Here is a 24,719-nt window from a genome sequence, read left to right as displayed (position 1 = left end):
TGACTGTATGACCGTGTTTTCAAGCCACGATGTGCGAGCATGCTTGCGCCAGTGCGTAACCTGTTTCGGGCACGGCAAGATCCTGTACATCGGCGCGCATGCCGCTGATGCGCTCGACTTCCTGCTGGCCGCGGGAACCGATCCGTACGCGCTTTCGCTCGACGCGGATGGCGGGGCACAAGCCGATCATCGGTTCGTGTCAAATCGGCTCGAAGCGGCGTCTGTCACGGCCCCTTCCCTCGGCATTGCCCAGCGCGAATCCTTCGACGCGGCGATCGTGGTTCTCCCGCCGGACAGCAAGGCCGCCGAGGCGGCAGTCTGGCTCAAGCTGATTGCGGATGCGGGTATCACGAACGTCGCGCTGATGAGCCCGGTCGCGCAAGACGAAGCCGGCCTTGCTTCTAGCGGCCACGTCAAAGCACGGGCCTTCGAACTCGGGTTTCGCATCCACGCCCGTTTGACATTCGCGCGGCTGACTTGTCCGCTGCCCTCGTTGGGCAGCTACGAAGTCTGCGCTTTCGAGCGTGCTGCAAACGCGTCGACGGAGCAACGCCCCGCGATGGGGGAAGACGTCTTGCGGCACACCGACGCGGCGTCGCAAACCAAAGTCGCCGAGCTCACGCAGGTCGGCAGTTTCGTTCGGGTCGGCGACGCCGTTCTCGTGCTGGACGACACGGCCGGCAGCGGCGCCTACGTCGTTGCGCAGAACTCGACGGCGAGCCACGTGCTCGGCATCGTGCCCGACGCGTTGCAGTGCGGCTATGCGTCGAGTGAATATGGCGTGGCGGGTCGCGTCGATTTCAAGCCGTGGTCCGGTCAGGAATTGAACGGCCTGACGAACCATTCTTTCGACGTCGTGATTTGCCGCGACGTTCGCCGGTTCGCGCCGCTCGACTGGCCGCGGCTCGCCGACATCGTGCGGCCGGGTGGACGATTGATTCTCGGATTGACGGCCCCGCAGAGCACGGGCGACGCTTCTGTGAAAACGCAGTCTTCTGTCGAACTGCTGTGCTCGAGTACCGGTTCGGCCCACACAAGCTGGCTGCCGGAATGCGCTTTTATTTCGCGGCCGGATGCGCCGTCCCACGTCGCCTGGCGCAAGATAGAACTCGACCAGCCCACGGTGGCCAGCGACGGTCATTTGATCGTCGTCTCGATGCGCGATCCCGTCAGCGCGGATCCGTCGGCTTTTGTCGATACGATGTACAAGCACGCCGATTCGCCGGCGTTCAATGTGTTGCCGGACGGACGCAGCATGGTGAATCCATGGCTCTTCAGGAGCATGGTGACCATCGGCACGCGCATGAACAACGACGCTGAATTGGGCAGCCTGCAAGCGCGAGTCTTGCAGCAGGCGCCGCACGACACCGCCGATTACGGCGCCGCGCTTTGCGGCCACGCCTATCGCGTGCTTGCCGCGCGGGCTTCGTCGGAAACGGTGCGCACGTGTGTGGCGGAAATTCAGGCGTACCTCGATACGAACAAGAATGACGCGCAGTATCTGCGATGGTCGATATCGCAGACTTATGTCGCCGCCAAGCTCTTGCAGGCAATAGGCGATCTGAAGGGTGCCGAGGCGTGGGCATTGAAGTGCGCCGCGATGGACCCGGTTCCTTTTAGTCCGCTGCTGGCAACCAAGACGGTTGCTGCGCTCGACCTGGCGGCCAGCTTTGCCGTGGCTCGCCGCGACTACGAGACTGCGCGCCAGTATCTCGAGCGGGCGGTGCGGGAAGTCCAGCGGGTTCTGTCGGGTGACTGGGTCAATATCCTCGGCGACGTGACGAAGCCATTGAGCTTCGGGTTGCCGGAAGTTTCGCAACTGGCCGAACTGGGTGCGCGGTGCGCGTATCTTCTGAACTATCTCGCCGACGCCGGATATCGGCCCGGACTGGTGTGGCGTGAACACCGGGGATTTTACGAGCGCGGGTTCGAAGCAAAGGATACGCAGATCGGGGCGCTGTTGGATCGCAACACCTTCCTGTATGGCGAGACACAACGTCTGGAGGCTTTCGTCCAGGAGTTGAGAGGCGAAGCCGATCGACTGGAGGGCGTCATTCAGCAAGGCAAGAACGAGGAAGCTCGCCTCGAAGGCGTGATTCAGGCAGTTAAGATCGAGGCGGGTCGCCTCGAAGGCGTGATTAGAGAGAAGGATAGCGAAGTGGCAGCTCTCAAACAGACCGTTGCTGCTGGGGAAGCAGAGAAGACTCGTCTTGTGGCGGCGCTCGAGGAACAGCAGAGCGTTGGCGACGCGCTGCGCGCGTCGGCGGCGCGAACGTTGGGGGCGCGGATGCGTCGCGTGTTGCGTACGCTTGCCAGGCGGACTCGCGTGGCAGTCAAGGCTGTGGCAGTCCAGGCGCCTCAGCCAACGCCGGTTGCCTCGGCCCCTACGCCCGTCAAGCGCTTTCCAAATGCGCCATTATTGCTCGACGAACAACGCGTCGCGCAGTGGCTCGGTCAGTTCGATGCGGACGCGCCTCGCTGGGCGTCGAGCCAGACGCTCGCATCTGTCTTGCCGGCTAGTGAGCGTGGTGCGAGCGACCTGAACGCCGATGACGCGCAACTGAAAATTATCGCCGCCGCCGACTTGCCGTCTTTGGCGCCGCAAGCGCCCGGCGTGGTGATCGTCGTGGTGTTCAAGGCGGGCGACAATCCGTACGCATTACGCAGCGACGTCTACGACCATGTGGACTTGTGTATCGCACTCGACCATCAGGTATTCCTGGGACTGGCGCTGCTGCACCCCATGGTGATCGAGGCGACTCCAGCGAACGTCGTCGACTCCGCGCGCCGTTTCTGGAAGGCGACCAATAGCACGCAATCGCTGATGGTGCCGGACGCGCTCGCCTTCGACCCGTCGGTCGCACCGGTCGTCATGTTGCAGGTCGACAGCTTCATGGTCGGCGGCCTCGAGCGTGTCGTTTTCGATTTGCTGGACCGCCTGGGCAAGGCGGGCTTTCAGCCCATGCTCGGCGTCACCGGCGAAATCGCGAGCGAGGCCGAGGCCGAACTCAAGCAACGGCAGTTCAACTACGTGCACCTGCCCAGCGATCCCGCCGAGCTTCGCGCAGTGCTGGTCGAGCGGAAGGTGGCGCTCGTCAACGCTCACTATTCGCTGTCGCTCGGCGAGGTCTGCGCTTCGCTGAAAATCCCCTTTGTCCAGACCGTGCATAACATGTACATGTGGCTCGACGCGGCGGGTAAGGAACAGTGGCGTCGCGTGGACGAAGTGACAGACGCCTATATCTGCGTGTCGGCCAACGTCGCGATGTTCGCCGACGTGAATCTGCGCTTGAGCGCGGACCGCATGATCGTCGTTCCCAACGGCTGCGACTCGGGCAGCGCAAAACCCTTGCTCGAACCGGAGCGCGACGTCGCGCTGCGCGAGGAACTCGGGTTTCCGGCGGATAGTCCGGTGTTCGTCAACGTCGCTTCGATCAATCCGGTGAAGGGACAGGGCTTGCTGATCGATGCGTTTGCGATCGCGCATGCGAAGCGGCCCGATATCCGCCTCGTGATCCTCGGCAAGCACTCGGACGCCCGATACGCCGCGCAGCTCCAGGAGCGCATCGCGCATCACGGCCTGCAAGACGCGGTGTCGATGCCCGGCTACCGGTCCGACGTCTATCGATTCGTCGATCTGGCGCGCGCAGTTGTGATGCCGTCCTTTACCGAAGGCTGGAGTCTGGCGATATCAGAGGCGCTTCAGCGTAACGCGCCGGTCATCGCCACCGACGTCGGCGGCGCCCGCGAACAGTTGATTGGCGAGGCAAGCACGGTGATTCGCGCCTATCGTGATGACTGGTCGACGCTGGACGGTCCGCAGTTCTATCAGGCCATCGCCAACGAGTGGGACTTGCAGGCAGTTCGCGACGAACTGGCCAGAACGATTGTCGAGCACGCCGGGCGGCCGATGCGCCAGCCGCGCGAGGGCTTGCAGCAGTCGTTCCAGTCGATGACGCCGGCGGAAGCCTATACGCGGCACGCGGAGATTTTCGCGGCCATCCTGACCCGCACGAACGCCGATTGCGTTCGCTATGCGTCGTTTCTGCCTCAGCGTCAAAGCCGTTACTTCAAGTTGACCGATGCGCGGCCCGAAGTGGTCTGAAGCTGCCGGTTTCAAAGGATATTTACCATGGCAAAGAAAAAAGTAGTGGTGTTTGCCGGCACGCGGCCGGAAGCGATCAAGGTCATTTCGGTCGTGCAGGCGCTACGCGCGGCTCACGAGGATTTCGACGTGTGCCTGTGTTCGGTCGGGCAGCATCGGGAAATGTTGATGCAGGCTTTCGCGGACTTCGGCGTGACGCCGGACGCGAGTCTGGACGTGATGTCGCAGAATCAGTCGCTGGCGGGATTGAGTGCGCGGCTCTTCACCGCGATCGACGAGTTCCTCGCCGCGCAGTCGCCCGATATCATCCTCGTGCAGGGTGACACGATGACCGTCCAGGTGGCCGCGTTGACGGCGTTCTATCGACGCATTCGCGTGGGACATATCGAGGCCGGGCTGCGCAGCCATGACATGGCCGCGCCGTTTCCGGAGGAACTGAATCGCCGTGTGGCGTCGCTCGTAACCGACGTCCATTTCGCGCCGACGGAATTGTCGAAGCAGAATCTGCTGGCGGAGCGGGTGCCCGCGGACCAGATCTTCGTAACTGGGAATACCGTGGTGGACGCGCTGTATCTGATGTTCGAGCGCCTGAAGAACGAGCATGTCGAGTTGCCGGAGCGAGTCGAGACCGCACTTTCGGAAGGGCGGCGGATCGTGCTCGTGACGGGGCACCGTCGCGAGAGTTTCGGGCCTGGGTTCGAGAACATCTGCACGGCGTTGCGGAAAATCGCCGAGGCGCATCCGGACGTGCGCATCGTCTATCCGGTGCACATGAATCCGAAGGTCCGGGAAGTGGTCAACCGCGTGTTGAGCGATCAGGCCGGCGTCTATCTGGAAGAGCCGCTGACCTACAAGCCGTTCCAGCGGCTCATGGCAGCGAGTCATATCATCCTTACCGATTCGGGCGGCATTCAGGAAGAAGGTCCCGCGTTGGGCAAGCCGGTTCTGGTGATGCGCGATGTGACCGAGCGGCCGGAAGGTGTGGAGTCCGGCGTCAACAAGCTGGTGGGTACGGATGTCGACACGATTGTTCGTGAGACTGCGCGTTTGCTCGATGATGAAGCCGCGTATCAGGCGATGTCGGCTGGCAAGAATCCGTTTGGCGACGGTACGGCTGGCGAGCAGATCGTTGCCATTCTGAAGTCGATGCTTGCATCGAAGTAAGACGTTCGAACCGCGCGCCCGGCTCGCTGTCAGGTTTCAGCGGCGGGGCGGCGCCAGGCGCTCTTGAAGAGAAGACCAAGCGGCTTCACGAGATACCGGTCGATTGCGAGGGGCACGACGATACCCGCCAGCACGTAGACGTACCACATATGTTCGGTATGCCATTGGAAGGCGCCGCCCGTCACGTCCGCCGGCTTGATGATGCCAAGGCCGCAGAGCGCCGCATTGACGAGAAAGAACGCAAACAGCTGATGAAACACGATCGGCAGGGCGTTGACGCCGATGAAAGCCAATATCTTTCTCGACGTCGGATTATTCGCGATTATGCCGGCTACGCCGTACATGAAGGCGATGCCCGTGACGCTTGTCACGATGGGCAGAACGGGATGCTCGAATTGCATGACCTGCATCCAGAAGTCCAACGTCTTGCCCGTCACCCACAGTTGTTGCTGAATCACGTATAAGGCGACGAGCACGAGGACATTGGGCAGGAATCGCGTTGCTTTCCAATGCGCGGCCAGATAGCCGACGTAATAGAAGAAAGCCGCGAACATCACGCGCAGCAGACCGATTTCGCGATAAGTGACGGGGCCTTCGGCGTACATACGCTGTGCAAAATAGATGGCGCAGCCTGCTCCAGCCAGGTAAAGCAAAACCCAGGCGGTTTGCAAAACCGCTTCACGTCCGCGCGCCATACGCGCGAGAGGCGCGTTCACTCGCGCGTGCACGAGCGCAAAGTACACCCGGACAAAGAACAGGCATGGGATGAACCAGTACGGCGAAGTGAATCCATACGCTGCGGCGCTACCGAACTGATTGAACAGCACATTCGAGATTGAAAACGGCTGCCACAGCCTCACGAAACCGGCGGCGCGTATGACCTGGCAGACGAGCGCATAGACAAGGAAGAAAATCGTCGTGGGGAGCAACAGGGTGCGAGCGTTTCTCAGAACGAAAGCGACCGGTGCCTCCATCTTTTCCTCTCGGAAAAACAGGCCAGAGAGGAAGAAAAACAACGGCATGTGAAACGAATAAGGCGAGAAGGGCGCCCAGCCAGTGCCACTCCACGCGTGTCCCGCCACGACAGCAATGATGCCAAGCCCCCGAAGCACATCAACCGTCGTGTCTCTCTCACTCATTTACGTTATCCGATCAGCCACAATTCCTATCTTATTATTGCAGAATCTTGCCAATCCTTTCCATGGAAAAGATCGGCGGCAAGAGATGCGGCGACCGAAACCGCCAGCCAGAAGGGACCGACCGCCATCGTCCAAAGGCCGCCCGGACGGTCACGTGAGCGATAGCTGATAGAATCGCTATCTCAAATAGGACTTGGGTGAAGAGGCGGCATATGGTGGATTCGGCGCGCGCGGGTAATGACCGAGCCCCCTCGCTGGACATATTGCGAGGCTATGCCGCGCTGATCGTAGTGATCTCCCATACGACGGTAGCAGGCCTGTACAAGGTCGAACCGCTCTGGGGCTTCCTGAAATGGACGCCCCTGCGCGTTCTGTGGGCCGGACACCAGGCGGTGATCGTCTTCTTCATGCTTAGCGGCTATGCACTCGCGCACATGTATGGCGAGCAGCGTGCGCGCCGTTACGTGACCTTTGCCGCTGCGCGAGTCGTGCGGCTGTATCCGCCGTTTGTCGCATCGCTCGTGGTCGCGCTAGGCCTCTATTGGCTGGTTGCGCGCGCCGGCTTCGTCTGGGAAAAAGGCTGGATGTACACGGCGCATCCGCATCCGGACAAACAGATGATCTTCGACCATCTGAAATTGATCGGCAGCTACGATACCTCGATCATCAATCCGCCCATGTGGTCGATCGTGCATGAGATGAGACTGTCGCTGGCGTTTCCGGTGATTGCGTTTCTCGTGCTGCATCTTCGATTCAAGGCGGTCATTCTCGCGGTCGTCAGTTCCACGCTGATCGGTATCGCGGCACTGGCGGGATCGCCGAGCCATATTCCATGGCCGCTTCAGGATGCGCTATTGACCACGCACTACGGCACTTTCTTCGTGATCGGAGCGTGGTTCTACTCATGCCGCTCCAGGATCCTGGCGTGGGCGCATGCATTGCGGCCGGCGTCGCGCGCCATGTTGTGGATCGTTGCGTTGGCCCTGTTCGCGTATCCGTTCGACAATCCCTGGAGCATGGGCGCTCGCATCTTCGGCGATCTGGGTTCGTCGACCGGCGCGTTCCTGTTGATGGCGCTGTCCTTTACGATCCAGCCGGGCCGGATCTTCAGCGTGGGCCATTGGCTTGGCAAGATCTCCTACAGTCTGTATCTCAACCACTACGTGGTATTGAGCGTGTCGCTAGTGATTCTCTATCCGCGCTTCGGCGCCGTGCCAGTCTGGTTCGCGACTGTGTTCGGAGCGCTTATCCTCGGTTACGCGATGAATAAGCTGGTCGAAGTGCCTTCGCAGAATGGCGCGCGAGCTCTGCGCCGTAAGTTCTCGCCGAAAACGGCGGCTTATTCGGCGAATGGGGTGAATGTTCGTTCGTGACGGAGCAGGACACTGATTGGCCGCGGAAGGCCAGATGCGTGGGCGTACTGATGATTTAGCAAGCTATCAGCATGCAATAACACGCCGATAATCCCTGACAGCTTACGGCGCTGTCGTTCAATGCTGGGCGCGAAAAACCCACCACTTCGCGAATGCGAAGTTGACGAACATGCCGACGATCGAGCCCACCCCCAGTGCGATGAGCGGCGCGACGGTCACCTTCGGCAGGAACAGCAGCATGACCACATAGGTCCCGTAGTTGCATGCGCCTCCCACCGACATGGCGGCCAGATAACGCACCCATTCGGTCCAGAGCGACTCCGTCCGCTTCACCACGAAGGTCATGCGGCGGTTGATCTGCCACGTTGCGAAAGCTGCGCAGAGAAAGGAGACGGCGCGGCCGAGATATGGCCCGAGGCCGACTGCCAGCGCCACATACAGCACGCCGGCATCCACCAGAAAGCCGATGGCGCCGGCAATGGCGAACCTGAAAAACTGGGTGCGCATTTACTGGCTTTGCTCCTGCTTGCGTGACGCAGGGATGGCGAGGTACGCCAGCCGCTTGACCTCGATGCGGCCGCGCGTCACGGTGTCCAGCACGATGCCGCAGATCAGCAGAATCGCGCCGAGCAGCATCAGCGCGGTACTGAGCAACGCGGTGGGCAGGCGCGGCACGAGCCCGGTCTCGACGTAGGTTTCGAAGACCGGAATTGCCAGCAGAATGGACAGCAGCGCGCAGATCGCGAAGCCGACCGTGAAGAACGCGAAAGGCTTCTCGCTTTTGACCAGTTTGAAAATGGTCATCAGGATACGGAAGCCGTCGCGATAGGTGTTCAGCTTGCTCTCGGAGCCTTCCGGGCGCGAGATGTAGCGCGTGGGCAGTTCGGCCACGGGCATGCGCATGCCGAGCGCGTGCACCGTCAATTCCGTTTCGGTTTCGAAGCCCGATGCATGGGCCGGGAACGACTTTGCATAGCGGCGCGAAAAGATCCGGTAACCCGACAGCATGTCCTTGAACGTGCGGCCGAAAATCGATGCCACGCATTGCGTCAGCATGACATTGCCGAAGCGGTGGCCCAATCGGTAAGCGGCCTGTTCGTCGCTGACGCGTGAGCCGACCACCATGTCCAGCCGCTCCTCGACCAGCTTGCCGATCAATGCAGGCGCAACGGATGCGTCGTACGTCGCGTCGCCATCCACCATCACGTACACGTCGGCTTCGACGTCCGCGAACATGCGGCGCACGACATTGCCCTTGCCCTGCAGCGGAACCTTGATGACGTCCGCGCCCGCTTCGCGAGCGACACGTGCGGTGTCGTCCGTCGAGTTGTTGTCGAAAGCGATGATGGAAGCCTCGGGGAGCGCGCGTCGAAAATCGCGAACCACCGTGGCGATCGTAGCTGCCTCGTTGTAGCAGGGAATTACGACGGCGACGCTGCCTGGGTTGAAGTCTTGCATTGGCGATTGTGTTCTGGTTTGACGGTCTAAAGTGCGGCGAGCTGCTTTTGCGCTGGCCGCGAAGCGTGTTATGCGGGCCAGACGCAAATTCGGCGAGTGGCGTAATGGTAGCGCATACGAAAGCCGGCTCTTTCCGGTTGGTCTGTCAGACGCGCATGGCGGCGCGTCTCGATGTGGCTGACATGCCGAGTTCCACCAGCATCATCAGCAGGCCAATTGCGAACGCAACGAACGCCCATTCGATATGCGGAGGCCGGAAAACGAATTGAACCTTTGATGTGCCCGCGGGGACGTCGATTTGCTGAAAAATTTCGTCAACCTGACGAATCGCGGTTTCCTGTCCGTTGACGAAGGCTCGCCAGCCCGGCATATAGAGCTCCAACCGCGTGAGCGTCGTGCGTTGCGTACAGTTGGCGCGAAGTTCGCCGCGCGTTGCCGCTTCCAGCGAGCACGCCGGTGCGTCGAAGTATGGACGCGGGTTGCTCAATTCGTAGATGCGCATGTTGGTGTCGGCGGCGACTTGCTTGATGCCGATCGCTTTGGTTTCTTCCGGCAGCGGGGCGTAGTACGGAGCCAACACATAGCGCACGCCGACACCCAGATAGTTGGGCAAATTCTTGAGCAGGCTTTCTTGCGAGGACGGTCCGGCCGGATCCACGCGAATTGAACCCGTGAACCCAATCGGGTCGGCATTGGCGTCGAGTTTTCTGGCGACGAAGTCGGTCCAGAGGCGGGGAATCGGCAGATCGTTGTGGTTGATCGAAGCGATGCCAAAATAGGAGCCGTAGTTCGGTGCCAACGGACCGAGCGTGACAAAACGCTGCATGCCGAGATTGGCTTGCAGGAATCGGACGCCCACGAGATCCACCATGCCTCGCGACGGATTGCTCATGACCGGCGCGGCGAAGTACATCGCGCTTTCGCACGCCAGGACAATCGACACAGCGAGGGCGACGCGGCTTGAACTCGCGTTGCGACGGAAGAGGATGATCGCAAGCGAGACGAGCACTAGCGCAGCGAAGATCAACGCCCATAAAACATAACGCCCATGCGGCCTGATTCCCGCGCCATGCGCGACGACGCATCCCGCACCGATCAGAATCAGCGTGACGCCATAAGCGTATCTGAGCCGTTTTTGCAGGGCCGAACGCGCTACATCGTTGAGCGCCAGCGCCGCCAGGACACAGAGGCTGAATTCCCAGGATGGCGGGAGGTATCGGTAGAACGCGGCGAGCTTGAGGCCAGGGATGATCGATGCCAGTATGCTCGCGCCGGGTAACCCATAAGAAAGCGAGACGGTCGCGAAGACCCACAGGGCGAGCATGATCCGCAGCCCACGGTAGCGCTGTCCGAAGATACCGCAAAGTGCGAGCATCATCAGCGTAATGCCTGCGTAGCCGCCGACAGCACCCCAAAAACCCGTGAGTGCGCGATCCTGAAAAATACCGCCGAATATGTAGGGAATCAGCGTCGCTATCAAGGCCGTCGCTGGCAGGTGTGCAGATGCATATCCATTGCCCAGGTGGTCGCCGGTAAAGCCCAAAGGAAGATAATCAAAAAATGCGACCAGGATAGGTGCCGACAATAGGAGCGCTGCCACGCCGGCAAGGCTGACGCGTAACAGAAAACGCACGCGCAGCGCCGAAGGAAGCGCCATCATTCGCACAAGCGTCCAGGCAAGAATCAATAGCCCGTCGAGGTACGCCACCTCCGGAAAGCCAGCGTACAACGCCGCAACGAGCCCGATCGTGATCCAGAAGGCACCGCCGCGGCGACCGCTGGCAACCCGTTCCAAGGCGATCTCGACGCCGATCAGCGTAAGTGGCAAGAATGCAATGGGATTGATGACCGCGTTGGCGAGCCACGCAAACGTCCCGTTGAACTGGAAGGCGAGCGCGGCGGCGACCGAGCCGACTTGCGCGATCCGCATTCTGCGCAATAGCACGTAAGTCGACACACCGGCGATGATCTGCAACGCAAGGTGCATGTACAGCTGGCCATTCTCGAAGTACAGCAGCCATGTCAGCGGGAACAGCGCCGCGGACTGCATTTCGCCGGCAAGCGGCGTGCCGACGCCTTCGTAGTAGTTCCACCATGGCCACTGCCCATGCAAGATGTCCAGAATCGCGCGATGTCCCAGCGTGTGACTGGTGAACGCGATGTTGGGGTCGATGGTGGGGTAAGGCGGGAAGCCGCCGAACGGACCGTGCTGCAAGCCTTGTTGCAGACCCGCGTAGAGCAAGGTCGGATCAGCGTTCAGCAGGCCGAGTAATAGCGGCGCTTTGACTAGCAGCGGAGCAAGGCATAACAGAATGACAGCGGTAATGGCAATGCGGTGCGTTGAATCGCCCGTATCTTTTATGTCTGGCATGTCGCGGCATCTCATTATGGTTCTGACGTGCGAACCGTGTCGTTCATCGTCACGATGAAGGTGTCGTGGACTTCGGAAAAGGCGACATTCTACAGGGCGGTGTATTCCGAACCTGAGGGCGGATCGTGCGAAACCCGGCCTTCACGAGGCGGATAGTGGGCCAATCCTGTCCCATTTTTTGGGTAAGCGGCAGGCGGCCGGTTTGTGGGCGGCGCGCACGATGCCGCAGGAGGCCGAGAGACGGCCCGGCCAGACGAATCCAGCATAAAATAGCGCCGGTTCACGGCCAGCGGCCGGTTGCGCAGTGAGGGCTGCGCCGCCGAGTCCCGCCGGGGCGGCAGCGCCGCGCGAAGGGTCCGCTTTTTCAGGCTCGACGGTAACCGTATCCGGCCAGCCGTAACAAAAGGAAAAGCCAGTTGCCGAAGGCGGCGGATTTGCGCAAACTGCGGCCTTGTTGCGGCCATACAACGAATTGTCGTTCCCAAGTGTCGTCCATAAGGCACGCAGTCCAACTTACATGAATGCTACTAGCGCGCCGCGTCCTGAACTCGAGGGCTTGTCTGTTTCCGTGGTCGTCTATCGGCCGGATCAGGCACAACTGGCCACCACGTTCGCCAGCCTCGGTCATGCCTGCGAGGCACTTCGCGCCACGCGGCCGGGCCTGCCGGTTCACCTTTATCTCGTCGACAACGGCGGCTTGCCGGACGAACGTGCCTCGTTGGACGCATTGAGCGCCCAAGGCGTCACCAGCACGATCCTTAGCGGTCACGGCAATGTCGGCTACGGTCGTGGCCACAATCTGGCCATCGAGCGCGCCGTCGGCCGTTACCACCTCGTGCTCAATCCGGATATTGATCTGGACCGCCACGCGTTGCTGCGCGCGCTCGAATTTTTCGAGGCCAATCCGGCCGCGGGCTTGTTGACGCCGTGGATCGGCGACGAAGCAGGGCATCAGCAGTTCCTCTGCCGCCGCTATCCGACGTTGCTGGACCTGTTCGTGCGCGGCTTTCTGCCGGCAGGATTGCGACGGCTGTTCCAGCGCCGCATCGCCCGCTACGAGATGCGCGACGTGATCAACGATCGGGACATCTGCTGGGATCCGCCCATTGTCAGCGGCTGTTTCATGCTGTTTCGAACGAACGTGCTGGAAAAGCTTCGAGGCTTCGACACACGCTATTTTCTGTACTTCGAGGACTACGATTTGAGCTTGCGCGCGCATGACGTTACCCGTGTCGCCTACGCGCCCGCCGTGCGCGTGCTGCATCACGGCGGCGGCGCCGCGCGCAAAGGCTCCGCGCACGTCCGGATGTTCCTGGCGTCTGCGTACAAGTTCTTCAACCGCTTCGGCTGGAAGTGGCTATGAGCCGCGTGCTGGTGACGGGCGCCAATGGGTTCGTCGGCGAGGCGTTGTGCCGCGTTTTGATGCAGTCCGGCCATACGGTCTGCGGACTCGTGCGTCAGGCCGGGCAGCTCGAGCGGGGCGTAAGCGAGTGGGTCGAGGCTCAGGCGGATTTTGCCGGCGTCGACGCCGGCTGGCCCGCCGCGCTTCAGGTCGATTGTGTCGTGCATCTGGCGGCACGCGTGCATGTGATGCATGACACCGCGGCCGATCCCGACGCCGCGTTTCACGCCACCAATGTCGAGGGCGCCTTGCGCGTCGCGAAGGCGGCGTGGCGTTATGGCGCGCGGCGTTTCGTCTTCGCCAGCAGCGTGAAGGCGCTAGCCGAGGGGGACGCGGGTCGTCCGTTACGCGAAGATGACCTGCCGGCGCCGCAGGACGCCTACGGGCGCTCGAAGCTCGCGGCCGAACAGGCGCTGGTGCGCTACGGCGAGGAAACCGGCCTGGAGGTGGTGATCGTGCGTTTGCCGCTCGTCTATGGCCCGCGAGTGCGCGCCAATTTCTTGCGGCTGATGGACGCGATCTGGAAGGGCGTACCGCTGCCGCTCGGCGCGATCGACGCGCGCCGCAGCCTCGTCTACGTCGACAACCTGGCGGACGCGCTGATGCATTGCGCGACCGACCCGCGCGCCGCGGGTCAAACGTTCCACGTGGCCGACAGCGATGCCCTCACCGTGGCGGAGCTCGCACGTTCGCTCGGGCGGCATCTGCACAAGCGCGCCCGCTTGCTGCCGGTGCCCGCGAACTGGCTGAGGCTGGCGGGCCGCTTGACAGGGCGCACAGCGGCCGTCGACCGGCTGGTGGGATCCTTGCAGCTGGATACAGGCCGGATCCGCACGGTGCTGGGCTGGCGGGCGCCGCATTCCACCGACGAAGGGCTGGCCGCGACAGCCCGTTGGTACCGATCCACGCATTGAGGCGCGCATGCTGATGTCCCATTCCACGTTGCCGGGCTGGCCGAGCGTGATTCTGATCGCGCTCGGCTGCGCTTGCGCTTGCGCGGCGATTCTGTGGACGCTGCTCAGAACCGGCCTCGCGTGGCGTCTGGCCACCGACGTTCCCAACGACCGCTCGTTGCACACACGGCCCACGCCGCGCGTGGGTGGCTGGGGCATCGTTCCGGTGGTGGTCGTGGCGACGCTGATCGTCGCGCCACACCTATGGCTTGCCGCGCTGTGCGCTGCCGTGCTGGCGGCGGTCTCGCAGATCGACGACCGGCGCGGACTGCCCGCGCGGGTCAGGTTCGCGGCGCACCTGGCCGCGGTGGTGGTCTTCGTCTGGGCACATCCGGCGCCGGTGCCGGTCTGGCTGCTGGCGGCCCTGTCGTTTTTACTGCTCTGGCTGGTCAATCTTTACAATTTTATGGACGGCGCGGACGGCCTGGCCGGTGGCATGACGCTGTTCGGCTTTGCAGGCTACGCCGTTGGGGCCGCGCTCACCGCGCATCCATCACCAGAGCTCAGCATGGCTTCGGCCGCCGTGGCAGGCGCTGCCGCGGGTTTTCTGCTCTTTAACTTCCACCCCGCGAAAATCTTCCTCGGCGACGCCGGATCGATTCCGCTCGGCTTTCTGGCGGGCGCTTTCGGCTATTGGGGCTGGAGCGACGGCGTCTGGCCGATCTGGTTTCCCGCACTGGTTTTTTCGCCGTTCATCGGCGACGCTTCGGTCACGCTGCTGCGACGGTTGTTGCGCGGCGAGAAAATCTGGCAGGCGCATCGCGAGCACTACTATCAACGCATGGTCCAGTACGGACTTGGGCATTCGAAGACAGCCATCCTATGGTATGCAGTCATGGCGGCTGGTATAGTACTTGCTGTCGTGTTGCTTGGCTGGTCTTCGGCCCTCCAATGGTGTAGCGTGGGCGCATGGGTGATCGTGCTGGTATTGATTGGTATCGGAGTCGATTCACGCTGGCGTCGATTCCGGATAGCAGATTCCGAACAACCTGAGGTGTGACGCCGATGTTTCGACACAAAGCCTCATGGCTATCATTTAGCGCTTTCGCCTTCGACCTATGCGCAGTCGCAGGCGCCTGGCTCGCGGCATATCTGATCCGCTTCAATGGCTACGTTCCAGTCGAGTTCTGGTCCGGCGCCGTCCGAACCCTGCTCTGGGCTCTCCCTGTCTACGGTGTGATGTTCCGCATCTTCGGCCTGTACCGGGGCATGTGGGTGTTTGCGAGCCTGCCGGACTTGATGCGCATCGCGAAAGCGGTGCTGGCCGGCGCATTCCTGATGATGATGGTGGCCGTCATGGCGCAGCCGCATCCCATTATTCCGCGCTCCGTCCTCGCTGTTTCTCCGCTTCTGCTGTTCCTCGCCATGGGCGGCTCTCGCGCGCTCTATCGCGCCTCCAAGGAGTTCTATCTCTACGGCGGCCTGGTCGGGCAAGGCAAGCCGGTGGTGGTGCTCGGCGCGGGCAACGCGGGCGCGAGCCTGGCCCGCGAACTGTCGCGTTCGAGCGAATGGCGGCTGGTAGGCCTGCTCGACGACGATCCGGCCAAGCAGGGTCGCGAAATCTACGGCTACAAGGTGTGGGGGCCGATTAGCGACCTGCAGCAGTGGGCCTCGGACATGAAGATCGAGCACGCGATCATCGCGATCCCTTCGGCGTCGGTGGACGCGCAGCGTCGCGTGGCAACGCTGTGCGTGCGCGCCGGTGTGCGGGCCATGGTGCTGCCCGCGTTGACCACGCTGACGCAAGGTGAAGCGTTTCTGTCGCGCGTGCGTCAGATCGATCTGGAAGACCTGCTGGGGCGCGAGCCGGTACGTATCGACATGCCGCACGTCGAAGCGCTGTTGAGCGGCCGCGTGGTGATGGTGACCGGCGCGGGCGGCTCGATCGGCTCGGAGCTGTGCCGACAGATCCTGCGTTTCGAACCCGCGCAGTTGATCGCGTTCGATCTGTCCGAGTACGCGATGTACCGTCTCACGGAAGAGTTGCATGACCGTTTCCCGAAGCTCTCCGTGGTGCCGATGATCGGCGACGCCAAAGATTCCTTGCTGCTCGACCAGGTGCTGTCGCGCTATACGCCGCACATTCTCTTTCACGCTGCGGCCTACAAGCACGTGCCGCTGATGGAAGAACTGAACGCATGGCAGGCGGTGCGCAACAACGTGCTGGGCACGTACCGTGTCGCGCGCGCGGCGATTCGCCATGACGTGAAGCACTTCGTGTTGATCTCCACCGACAAGGCAGTGAACCCGACTAACGTGATGGGCGCGAGCAAGCGCCTCGCGGAAATGGCGTGTCAGGCGCTGCAGCAGACGAGCACGCGCACGCAGTTCGAGACGGTGCGGTTCGGCAATGTGCTCGGCAGCGCGGGCAGCGTCATTCCCAAGTTTCAGCAACAGATCGCGAAGGGTGGGCCGGTCACGGTCACGCATCCGGAGATCACGCGCTTTTTCATGACGATCCCCGAAGCATCGCAACTCGTGCTGCAAGCGTCGAGCATGGGACACGGCGGCGAGATCTTCATTCTCGACATGGGCGAACCGGTCAAGATCGTCGATCTGGCGCGCGACCTGATCCGCCTGTATGGCTTCAGCGAGGAACACATCCGCATCGTCTTCACTGGCCTGCGTCCGGGCGAGAAGCTCTACGAGGAACTGCTGGCCGACGACGAAGCGACCACGCGCACGCCGCATCCGAAACTACGCATCGCGCAGGCGCGTGAAGCGCCCGACAATCTGCTCGACGAACTGCTGCCCTGGTTGATGCAGCATCGTGTGCCGAGCGACCAGGAAGTGCGCCGCGATCTGCGGCGCTGGGTGCCGGAGTATCAACCGGCTGCCGCGCCGGCGTTACATAGCGTGGCGCCGGCAACGCGGGCTTCGTGAGCATGAACCTGTGAGGCTGCCTTCCGCGGCGGCCTCACACCGCAAGGCGGAAGTCTCGAAAGTCACAAAGCAAAAGGCGCTCATTCGAGCGCCTTTTTTCGTTACCGCCTGGTCTTCCTGACCACCATCCACCGCGGTGACTTGAACCGCACGATACTCACGTAGAGCCAGACATACGTCGCGGCGAACACCACCACGAAGCAGAACAGATGCAGCGTATGCCGCCAGAACAGCGTGGCCGGCACGACCGCGATCAGACACAGCAGCCACAAGTACGGCGACGTCAGCGAGTTACGCCGTGTCAATTCACGTGCGGTACGCGCGCCGACCGCCCAGCGCATGAGCCGTTTGTACACCAGCATATGCAGATGCACGCCGTCGGGAATGCCCGGCGACATGCCGCGAATGAATTTCTTCCGGTAGATCGAGAAACAGGTCTCGAAGATCGGATACATGAACAGCAGCACGGGATACCACGCCGATACGTCGCGATTGCGCATCACCAGCATGATCGACAGTTCGGCCAGCATGAAGCCGATGAAATACGCGCCGCCGTCGCCGAGAAAAATCAGCCCCGCCGGGAAATTCCAGATGAAGAAGCCGAGCACCGCGCCCATCATCATGAACGAGGCGGACAGCACGATCGGATCGGACACCTGGAACGCGACGTAGGCGAGCGAGGCGAACATCATGAACGCGACCATCGATGCGAGTCCGTTGAAGCCGTCGATGATATTGATCGCGTTGGCGAGCGCGGCAACCGCCAGCACCGTGACCGCGCAGGAGATCACCGCGTACGAGAGCAGGAAGTCGAGCGGCGGCACGCTGATGCGCGTCACGGCGATGTTCAGCAGGAAATAGGCGAGCGCGGCCGCGGCCATCGTGCAGATCAGCCTTGCAAGCGGCGACACGCGCTTGGTCAGGTCTTCGACCAGACCCGAGCCGAAGGCCGGCATGCCGCACGCAATCAGCCCGAGAATGCCGCCTGACACGGCGGGATACGCGTGATGCAACTGCACGGCGGAGACGATCAGCCCGAGCAGAATCCCGGTCCCGCCGATGCGCGGCACCGGGCGAACATGGAATTTCTGCACGCCGGCCAGATCGGTGTCGGTGGAGAATTTTTCATGCAGATGCGCGTAGCGCACGATCAACAGCGTGATCAGCAGTGAAACGAGAAAGCCGAGCGCAAAACTAAGCATGAAAGTGGGCCTGAGCGAAGACGCCGAATTATACAAACGAAACGCACAACACCCGGAAAACGAGCGATGCCGCGGAGTCGCACGAATATCCCAGATAGTGAGGTGAAAGACACTCGCAAACGCCCGCCGGTCATGGATTCCACCTATTTAGCAGGGTTCGTGCGAGGTCGTTAACCTGGATGCGGCGAAGAGTAAGTCACGCGCAAAAAAAGACGGCGCGCGCGCCTGCCAATCTGTTTCGCCGCCGATCGGCAAGACGTTCCGGAGACCCAATGCTAAATAACATCACAATTCGTGGCGGCCTGACGCTGGTGATCAGCGTATTCGTCGCTTTCCTGCTGACAGTGATCGGTGTCGGCTATGGCGCGCTCAAGCTCGCCAACAGCAGCCTCGACGACACGCAGCGTAGTGCGGCCGCGCTGTCGCATCTGAAGGCAAGCTCCGAGAAGCTGCTGCAAGTGCAACTCGCATTGGGTTCGTATCAGACGCTCTTTAGCGTCGGCAAGCAGACCGATGACCTGTTGCCGGCCGCGCACAAGGTGCTGGTCGAATCGAACAAAGACTTCCGCAATTACATGGCCGGTCCGTTCGCCGACGAGAACGAGCAAAAGCTCGCGCAAAACGTGGAGCAGGCACGCGGCGCGCTGGTTGATAAGGCGATCGAGCCGGAGTTCAAGGCGCTGGCCGACTTCGATTTCAATACCTTCCGCAACATTCAGGGCGAGACGGCGAACGGCTTTTACGCCACCTATTCGAAAGCGATCGACGCGCTCGAACATTCGCGGATCGACAGCCAGCATCAGCAAGCCCAGACGGCCGCGCAGCGCTTCCAGATCGCGACGCTGCTGTTCGCCGCAATCGGCGCTATCGCGCTCGTGATCGGCGTGGCGGCGCGCATTGGTTTGTCAGTGGCGTTGATCAAGCCGGTCAACGCAACCGTCAAGCACTTCGAGCGCATCGCCGCCGGTGATCTGACTGTCGCCATCAAGATCAAATCGCGCAACGAAATGGGCCAACTGCTCGGCGCGTTGACGAAGATGCGCGACGGCCTCGTCGAAACCGTGTCCAAGGTGCGCGGCAGCACGACGGCGATCACACAAGGGGCAAACGAGATTGCGTCGGGCAATGCGGATCTGTCTTCGCGCACCGAGCAGCAGGCAGCGGCGCTTCAACAGACCGCCGCGAGCATGGAGCAGTTGTCGGCCACCGTGAAACAGAACGCGGACAACGCGAAGCAGGCAAACAGGCTCGCGCACGGCGCGCTCGACACGGTCACGCGTGGCGGCAAAGTGGTCTCGCGTGTCACTGAAACGATGGATGGGATCAGCGAGTCGTCGCGCAAGGTGACCGAAATCATCGGCATGATCGAGGGGATTGCGTTTCAGACCAACATTCTGGCGCTGAACGCCGCGGTGGAAGCGGCGCGCGCCGGCGAGCAGGGGCGTGGCTTCGCGGTGGTGGCTTCGGAAGTGCGCAGCCTCGCACAGCGCTCGGGTGCGGCGGCGAAGGAAATCAAGGAACTGATCGGCGAATCGGCCGCCAAGGTTCAGGAGGGTGCGTCCCTCGTGTCCGACGCGCAGAAGACGATTCACGAAGCCATGAGCGCCGTCGAGCGAGTGACTGGCGTGATGAACGAGATCGAGGCGTCCGCACTCGAACAGAGCGACGGTATCGAACAGGTCAACAAGGCCGTCTCGCAGATCGACGAAGTTACGCAACACAATGCGGCGCTCGTGGAAGAGGCAGCTGCGGCGGCGAAATCGCTGGAAGAGCAGGCGACCATATTGCGCGACGCCGTGGCGGTATTCCAGATGGCGTAATGGCGGAGGGGCCGCGCTCGCGTTGTTCGCGAGCGCCGGTTTTTTAACAGGGCACTAACGACGATTTAATTCAGAAATCCTAATTGTTAGATTTTGTAAAATATGCCAATGTGTGTGGCATTTTATGCTGCGGTGGTACGTCGATTGCTTGCTCAAAGAACAATTTCCCGACGCAATGCGTGGCAGGAAATTTATTCCGTACAGCAAAATGTTGGGCTATAGATACCTTGCAGTAAGGTTTCGAAATTTTGTCCGTGCGCGAGCGCACAGAGCGATGCGTCTCGTTAAGGGATATTGTGTGTTGAATCCGATCCGAGGAATGTCCTCGACTCCGGCAACGCGCATGGGGCGCATCAATTCACAGCGGACAACTATCGAGCCCAAAAGTCATGCAGAGGTCCTCAGCAGTAGATCCGGATAGTTCCGGGAGCGTACCAAGCGATTACTCGTGTGTGTTGTGCGGCGCCGGCCCGGCAGGAATGGGCTTCCTGTTCTACGCGTTCAAGAGCGGCAAGCTGGCAGAGGTGGCCAGAAACGGGCTCCTGATCATCGACAAACGCGCGAGCCTCGGAGCAGGCAAGCTCGGCGACTATGTGAACGTTACAGGCAACTCGGTCGCAAAATCCTTCCTCGCGTGCCTCGAGCACGAACGCTTCGACGAAGTGTTCGGCGACATCCGCGAGTACAACGAGTTGCATAGGAAACTGGCCGCGGATCCCGACGGTGCGCCGCTGCTCTCCGAGGTCGGCGAACTCCTCACGCTGGCTGCCGAGCGACTCATCGCGCACCTCGTCGAACATTTCGACGTCGATGTACTGCGCGGACACGAAATCGATGCGATTCGTCACAACCGGGACGGCCGCTTCGAAATCGCTTATCACGACACGCGCAGACCCGCGGCACGCCGGATGGTGATTAGCGACACCGTCGTGATGAATCTCGGCGGAACGCAGCGCGTCGAAGAGGTCGATGATCTGTGCCGCACGCTGGACATTCCATTGCCGGGCAACGGCGTCATCACCTGCACATCGGATGAACTGCTTCGCCTCACGAGCACGCAACTGGTCGACACCTTCGCGCCCGTGTTCGCCCCTGCCGCGGCCCGGCGTACGAACCGGATCACGATCATCGGCGGCTCGCATAGCGCGTTCACGATGACCGAGCGTCTTGCGACTGATCTCGGCGGCGCCGGACTCGATGAAATCGCCATCATTCATCGCTCGCCGATCCGGCTGTTTTTTGAAACTGAGGAGGAAGCGCGCGCATGGGGTTATATGGTCGACCCAGTCAACGATATTTGCCCGATCACGCGGCGCGTGAATCGTTCGAGCGGTCTGCGCTACCGCGCATTCGAGATTGCATGTTCGGTGATGTCGCAGGGCCGCGTCGCGGGAACGAAGCCGCGTGTCGAATTGATCGATGCCGCCTCCGGGGAAAGCGAGCGTGCGCGTGCTGCCACCTGTCTCACGCAGTCATGTGGCGTGGTTCATAGCGCCGGCTATGGGCCCAACATGTCCGCGTTGGTCGACCATCGAGGGGCGGAGATTCCTCTGCTGTTCCGCCAGGGCGGCATCGAGGTCGACAAATTCGGCCGTCCGCTCGACATGAACGGCAAAGTGGTACGCGGACTTTTCACGTTTGGGCTGGGTTCCGGCTTTCGGCCCGACCCGGAGATCGGGAGCGAGGCCGCATTCACCGGACGAATCCATGGCGTCTGGATCTTTCATCATGAAATCGGCAAGCGGATTCTGACCGGCGTTCTGAAAGCGCTGGCCGAGAAGGCTGTTGCACAGGAAGCGGAAATGATCGCGACGGCGGATGAGGACACACATGCCGGGGGCCGGCCCCGTCGCGGTCGAGCGGACCATCGCCGCTGACTGACGGGCAAGCATGTCCACTCAGCACCACACTGGCTCACCGACTCGAGTCGTGAGATAGGGCGGGTTCGTCCGCTTTATGTCGTCCCATAGACCTCCTTAATAAACTGGACATGTTGTGAATCCACACTACGACCTATTGACACTTCAGCTAGCATCGGGGTCCTTTCGGTCTGCAGCAAAGTGACATTGGCGTCCAGCGTTTCAACGAACGTTCAACGCAAATAAGTCCTCTTATATCCGCCGATCGTGCGGGCTATTCCGCCAGCATTATTGGCGCGACCTTCTTTGGCGGCTATGCTGCACTGCGACATCGAATGCAACGCGATGACCAATGCGAAGCTTTGATCGTCTCCATTACCGCTTCTGTTTGCCGACCGCGCGAATGAGGGCAATGCATCGTCATTGGTTCCTCGATTCGAGCGAGGCCTGCCGTACCAAGGCGGGCTGCGATACTTACGTGAGGGAAATGATGACGACATTCCAGTCATACCGCCGTGGCAACCGTCTGTTCGAGGCGCTCCCAACGCATGAATGGGACGCAATACTTCCTCATCTTGAACTCGTCGAATTGAGTCCGGGGCAACTGCTGTCGAAATCCGGTGAACTCATACGAACCGTCTATTTTCCGGCCACAGCGATCGTGTCTCTGCTGCAAACCATGGAAAACGGCAGTTCCGTGGAAATTGCCGCGATCGGCAGGGATGGCACGACAGGCGTGCCGATCCTGACGGGCGGAGACACCATGCCAGCCAGCGTTCAGGCCCAATGCCGGGGTTTCGCTTATCGAATCAGCGCTACAGCACTGCGCGAAGCGTTGCGCAATTGCGCTTCGCTGCGCTCACTGATGCTGCTATACATGCAGGCCCTCCTCACGCAGGTCGCACAGACTGCGGCGTGCAACAGGCTGCATCGACTGGACGAGCAACTGTGCCGATGGCTGCTGGTCGATATCGATCGTTCGGGCACAAGTGATTTGCAGGTCACGCAGCAACTCATTGCCGACATGCTCGGCGTGCGTCGTGAAGGCGTGACTGAGGCGTCCGGCAAGCTTTGCGAAGCCGATCTCATCCATCACAGCCGTGGCCGTGTGCGGATCCTCGATCGGACCGGACTCGAGGCGCGCTCATGCGAATGTTATGAGATCGTGAAACGCGAATTCGATCGGCTATTGCCGCGTATCAACGCGATGGAAGTCACGCGCTGAGGGTTTTGCCGTATTCACAAATCGAATTGAAGTCTGGGGCGGCCAGCAATATGTTGTGTGTTCGCACAGATTGCTGGCCTTGCGGAACTATAAAATGTGGCGAGCACCTGGCTTCAGGGAGCCTGACGCCGGTATCGGAAAGAGTAGGCTTGCCGCTCACGTGTCGTGATATCGGTAAGCTCGCGGTTGATCGGCCGCGGTGCTTGTAGCGCAAGAAGAAAGAAGGCCTGGAGACAAATGGTCAGGCACTCGCCAACGAAATACCGTGCCGCGGTCCGTGTGCTCGGGACCGTGCGCGGCAGTTTCTCTCTCCCGCGGAGAGCTATTCGCGCGTGTCAGCAATCACACTCGCGCGGAGCGCCCGTCCAAGACTTATCGGCCTACTGCCCTTGCATAGGCCGCGCGATCTGATCGGAAGTTGCCGTTCGTCGTCTGCTTTGTCTGTCAAACTGTCATTACGCGGCGGCCTGCAGCTCTTGCCTCGCGTCGCACTACATCCGCGCTTTCGCCGACTTTGCCATGCTCGTATGCGCGGCTGGCTTCACGCTGTGACCTCCAACGGGCGCGATCATCCGCATCCGGCTGGAGCCTGATGTCGCATCCACTGCCACGCCATACGCGTACTGCTTCAGTTGTGCCGTTTTCCGACCTGGTCGCGATTCTAGTAAAGTATGATGATTGGCGCGCTAACCGCCGCGTCATACCATCGCTGCTGCCTGTGTGTCTTTGACGTTCTACCGGCTGCGTGCGGTGACTTCCGGTGAATCGCGAAGGAGGTGAATCGTTATAAATTCAATCTCGCCTCAATTGAAAGGACCAGGTAAATGTCGAGCGTTTTGACACATTTTTTATGCTTCATATTCGGCGTGGTGATTGGCGTTTTCGTATGCGCATTATGTGTCGCACGTTCCAGAACGCCACGAGACGATAACTAACTCTTTCTTTGGGACGCGCAGGCAGCCTGCGTCCCGATGCGCATCGGCAGGGGCATCTGCCGCAAACCATGAAGGCCGCGCCGATCATCGCGACGACGCAGACGCGGCTCTCAGCAAAAGAAATGGCCGGCAATCGGCGATAAGGCCGAACCCCGGCAACGCCATGTGGTGGAGACACGGGCAACGCGAACACTGCAAGCGTTGCCCGACCGCCGAAGCTCTCCTCCTTACCCCCGTTAGTGCGGGAGAAAGCGTGTATGTTGCTTTCCGCACTGAAACAAGATTTCTAGAACCCTACACTAAGCTGGTTGCATCTGTTCGCGGCGCTGGAAGTCGCGATGGAAAGCTATATCAAAGCTGCTAACCGACGTCCCGTGGACGCATCGTTCAATGGATGTCAGCCAGACTCCAATCGACCTTCCGCGCAACTGCATGAAGGCGGCTTCCAAAGGGCTTCCATGATCTTGGTGACAGGCAGCGCCGGTTTTATCGGCGCCAACTTCGTGCTCGACTGGCTGCAAATCTTCGATGAACCCGTCGTGAATGTCGACAAGCTCACCTATGCAGGCAATCTACGCACGCTGAAATCTCTGCAGCACAATCCATTGCATATTTTCGTATGCGCCGACATATGCGATCGCGCTGCAATGGACGAGTTGCTCGCCGAATACAAGCCGCGCGCGATCATCCATCTGGCGGCCGAGACTCACGTCGACCGGTCCATTCACGGGCCGGAGAACTTCGTGCTGACCAATGTCGTAGGTACCTTTACGCTACTGGAAGCGGCTCGCTCGTATTGGAGCAGGTTGAACGACGCCTGCAAAGCGGAA

16 protein-coding genes are annotated in these 24,719 nt (G+C 61.1%); 11 read left to right on the top strand and 5 right to left on the bottom strand.

Features of this window, described 5'->3' with window-relative positions:
• Positions 1–7: 7 nt before the first annotated feature.
• Both P0D73_RS42135 and wecB read left to right on the top strand, forming a co-directional pair.
• On the top strand, positions 8–4,105 hold the full coding sequence (locus P0D73_RS42135; protein WP_408435748.1) for a glycosyltransferase: 4,098 nt from the start codon (positions 8–10) through the stop codon (positions 4,103–4,105).
• Positions 4,106–4,132: 27 nt separating this feature from the next.
• Positions 4,133–5,269 (top strand): non-hydrolyzing UDP-N-acetylglucosamine 2-epimerase, encoded by a 1,137-nt coding sequence (wecB, locus tag P0D73_RS42130; RefSeq protein ID WP_408435746.1) that lies wholly within the window; start codon positions 4,133–4,135, stop codon positions 5,267–5,269.
• A 29-nt stretch (positions 5,270–5,298) separates the two neighbouring features.
• Here wecB and P0D73_RS42125 read toward each other — a convergent pair whose 3' ends face one another.
• Entirely contained in the window at positions 5,299–6,408 is a 1,110-nt protein-coding gene (locus P0D73_RS42125; RefSeq protein ID WP_408435744.1) for an acyltransferase family protein, read from the bottom strand.
• Positions 6,409–6,620: 212 nt separating this feature from the next.
• On the opposite strand from P0D73_RS42125, the gene P0D73_RS42120 reads away from it, so the two are divergent.
• Positions 6,621–7,781 (top strand): acyltransferase family protein, encoded by a 1,161-nt coding sequence (locus tag P0D73_RS42120; RefSeq protein WP_408435742.1) that lies wholly within the window; start codon positions 6,621–6,623, stop codon positions 7,779–7,781.
• A 117-nt stretch (positions 7,782–7,898) separates the two neighbouring features.
• Here P0D73_RS42120 and P0D73_RS42115 read toward each other — a convergent pair whose 3' ends face one another.
• From P0D73_RS42115 to P0D73_RS42105, 3 genes are all read right to left on the bottom strand, one after another.
• Positions 7,899–8,288 carry a GtrA family protein gene (locus P0D73_RS42115; protein WP_408179384.1) on the bottom strand — a complete coding sequence of 130 codons (390 nt, stop codon included), beginning with the start codon at positions 8,286–8,288 and terminating at the stop codon, positions 7,899–7,901.
• Positions 8,289–9,239: a glycosyltransferase family 2 protein gene (locus P0D73_RS42110; RefSeq protein WP_408435740.1), complete on the bottom strand. Its 951-nt coding sequence runs from the start codon at positions 9,237–9,239 to the stop codon at positions 8,289–8,291.
• Between the two features lie 145 nt (positions 9,240–9,384).
• Positions 9,385–11,610, bottom strand: coding sequence for a hypothetical protein (locus tag P0D73_RS42105; protein WP_408435738.1), 2,226 nt, complete (start codon positions 11,608–11,610; stop codon positions 9,385–9,387).
• Positions 11,611–12,127: 517 nt separating this feature from the next.
• Here P0D73_RS42105 and P0D73_RS42100 point away from each other — a divergent pair.
• Genes P0D73_RS42100 through P0D73_RS42085 form a run of 4 tightly spaced genes read left to right on the top strand, consistent with a single transcriptional unit; the run spans position 12,128 to position 16,848 of the window.
• Positions 12,128–12,973: a glycosyltransferase family 2 protein gene (locus tag P0D73_RS42100; protein WP_408179388.1), complete on the top strand. Its 846-nt coding sequence runs from the start codon at positions 12,128–12,130 to the stop codon at positions 12,971–12,973.
• Entirely contained in the window at positions 12,970–13,926 is a 957-nt protein-coding gene (locus P0D73_RS42095) for a UDP-glucose 4-epimerase family protein (RefSeq protein ID WP_408179390.1), read from the top strand. The genes P0D73_RS42100 and P0D73_RS42095 overlap by 4 nt, the downstream gene beginning before the upstream one ends.
• Before the next feature lie 7 nt (positions 13,927–13,933).
• Positions 13,934–14,965 (top strand): MraY family glycosyltransferase, encoded by a 1,032-nt coding sequence (locus P0D73_RS42090; RefSeq protein WP_408179391.1) that lies wholly within the window; start codon positions 13,934–13,936, stop codon positions 14,963–14,965.
• Positions 14,966–14,970: 5 nt separating this feature from the next.
• Positions 14,971–16,848, top strand: a complete 1,878-nt coding sequence (locus tag P0D73_RS42085) for a polysaccharide biosynthesis protein (protein ID WP_408179392.1) — start codon at positions 14,971–14,973, stop codon at positions 16,846–16,848.
• 101 nt (positions 16,849–16,949) lie between these two features.
• Here P0D73_RS42085 and P0D73_RS42080 read toward each other — a convergent pair whose 3' ends face one another.
• The gene (locus P0D73_RS42080) at positions 16,950–18,050 is read right to left on the bottom strand and encodes an MraY family glycosyltransferase (protein ID WP_408283109.1); all 1,101 of its coding nucleotides are present in this window, start codon (positions 18,048–18,050) and stop codon (positions 16,950–16,952) included.
• 272 nt (positions 18,051–18,322) lie between these two features.
• Between P0D73_RS42080 and P0D73_RS42075 the strand changes: the two genes are divergently transcribed.
• The 4 genes from P0D73_RS42075 to P0D73_RS42060 form a co-directional block, all read left to right on the top strand.
• Complete coding sequence (locus P0D73_RS42075; protein ID WP_132375828.1) at positions 18,323–19,870, top strand: methyl-accepting chemotaxis protein; 1,548 nt, start codon at positions 18,323–18,325, stop codon at positions 19,868–19,870.
• A 479-nt stretch (positions 19,871–20,349) separates the two neighbouring features.
• Complete coding sequence (locus tag P0D73_RS42070; RefSeq protein WP_408179393.1) at positions 20,350–21,747, top strand: hypothetical protein; 1,398 nt, start codon at positions 20,350–20,352, stop codon at positions 21,745–21,747.
• A 472-nt stretch (positions 21,748–22,219) separates the two neighbouring features.
• On the top strand, positions 22,220–22,954 hold the full coding sequence (locus P0D73_RS42065; protein ID WP_121308590.1) for a Crp/Fnr family transcriptional regulator: 735 nt from the start codon (positions 22,220–22,222) through the stop codon (positions 22,952–22,954).
• A 1,393-nt stretch (positions 22,955–24,347) separates the two neighbouring features.
• On the top strand, positions 24,348–24,719 hold a 372-nt coding region (locus P0D73_RS42060; RefSeq protein ID WP_408435754.1), incomplete at its 3' end, for a GDP-mannose 4,6-dehydratase.

The organism is Paraburkholderia sp. RL18-101-BIB-B (assembly GCF_046026985.1).
GTDB lineage: Bacteria > Pseudomonadota > Gammaproteobacteria > Burkholderiales > Burkholderiaceae > Paraburkholderia.
Note: the sequence above shows the minus strand (reverse complement) of the source record. Positions and strands in the feature narration are given on the sequence as shown.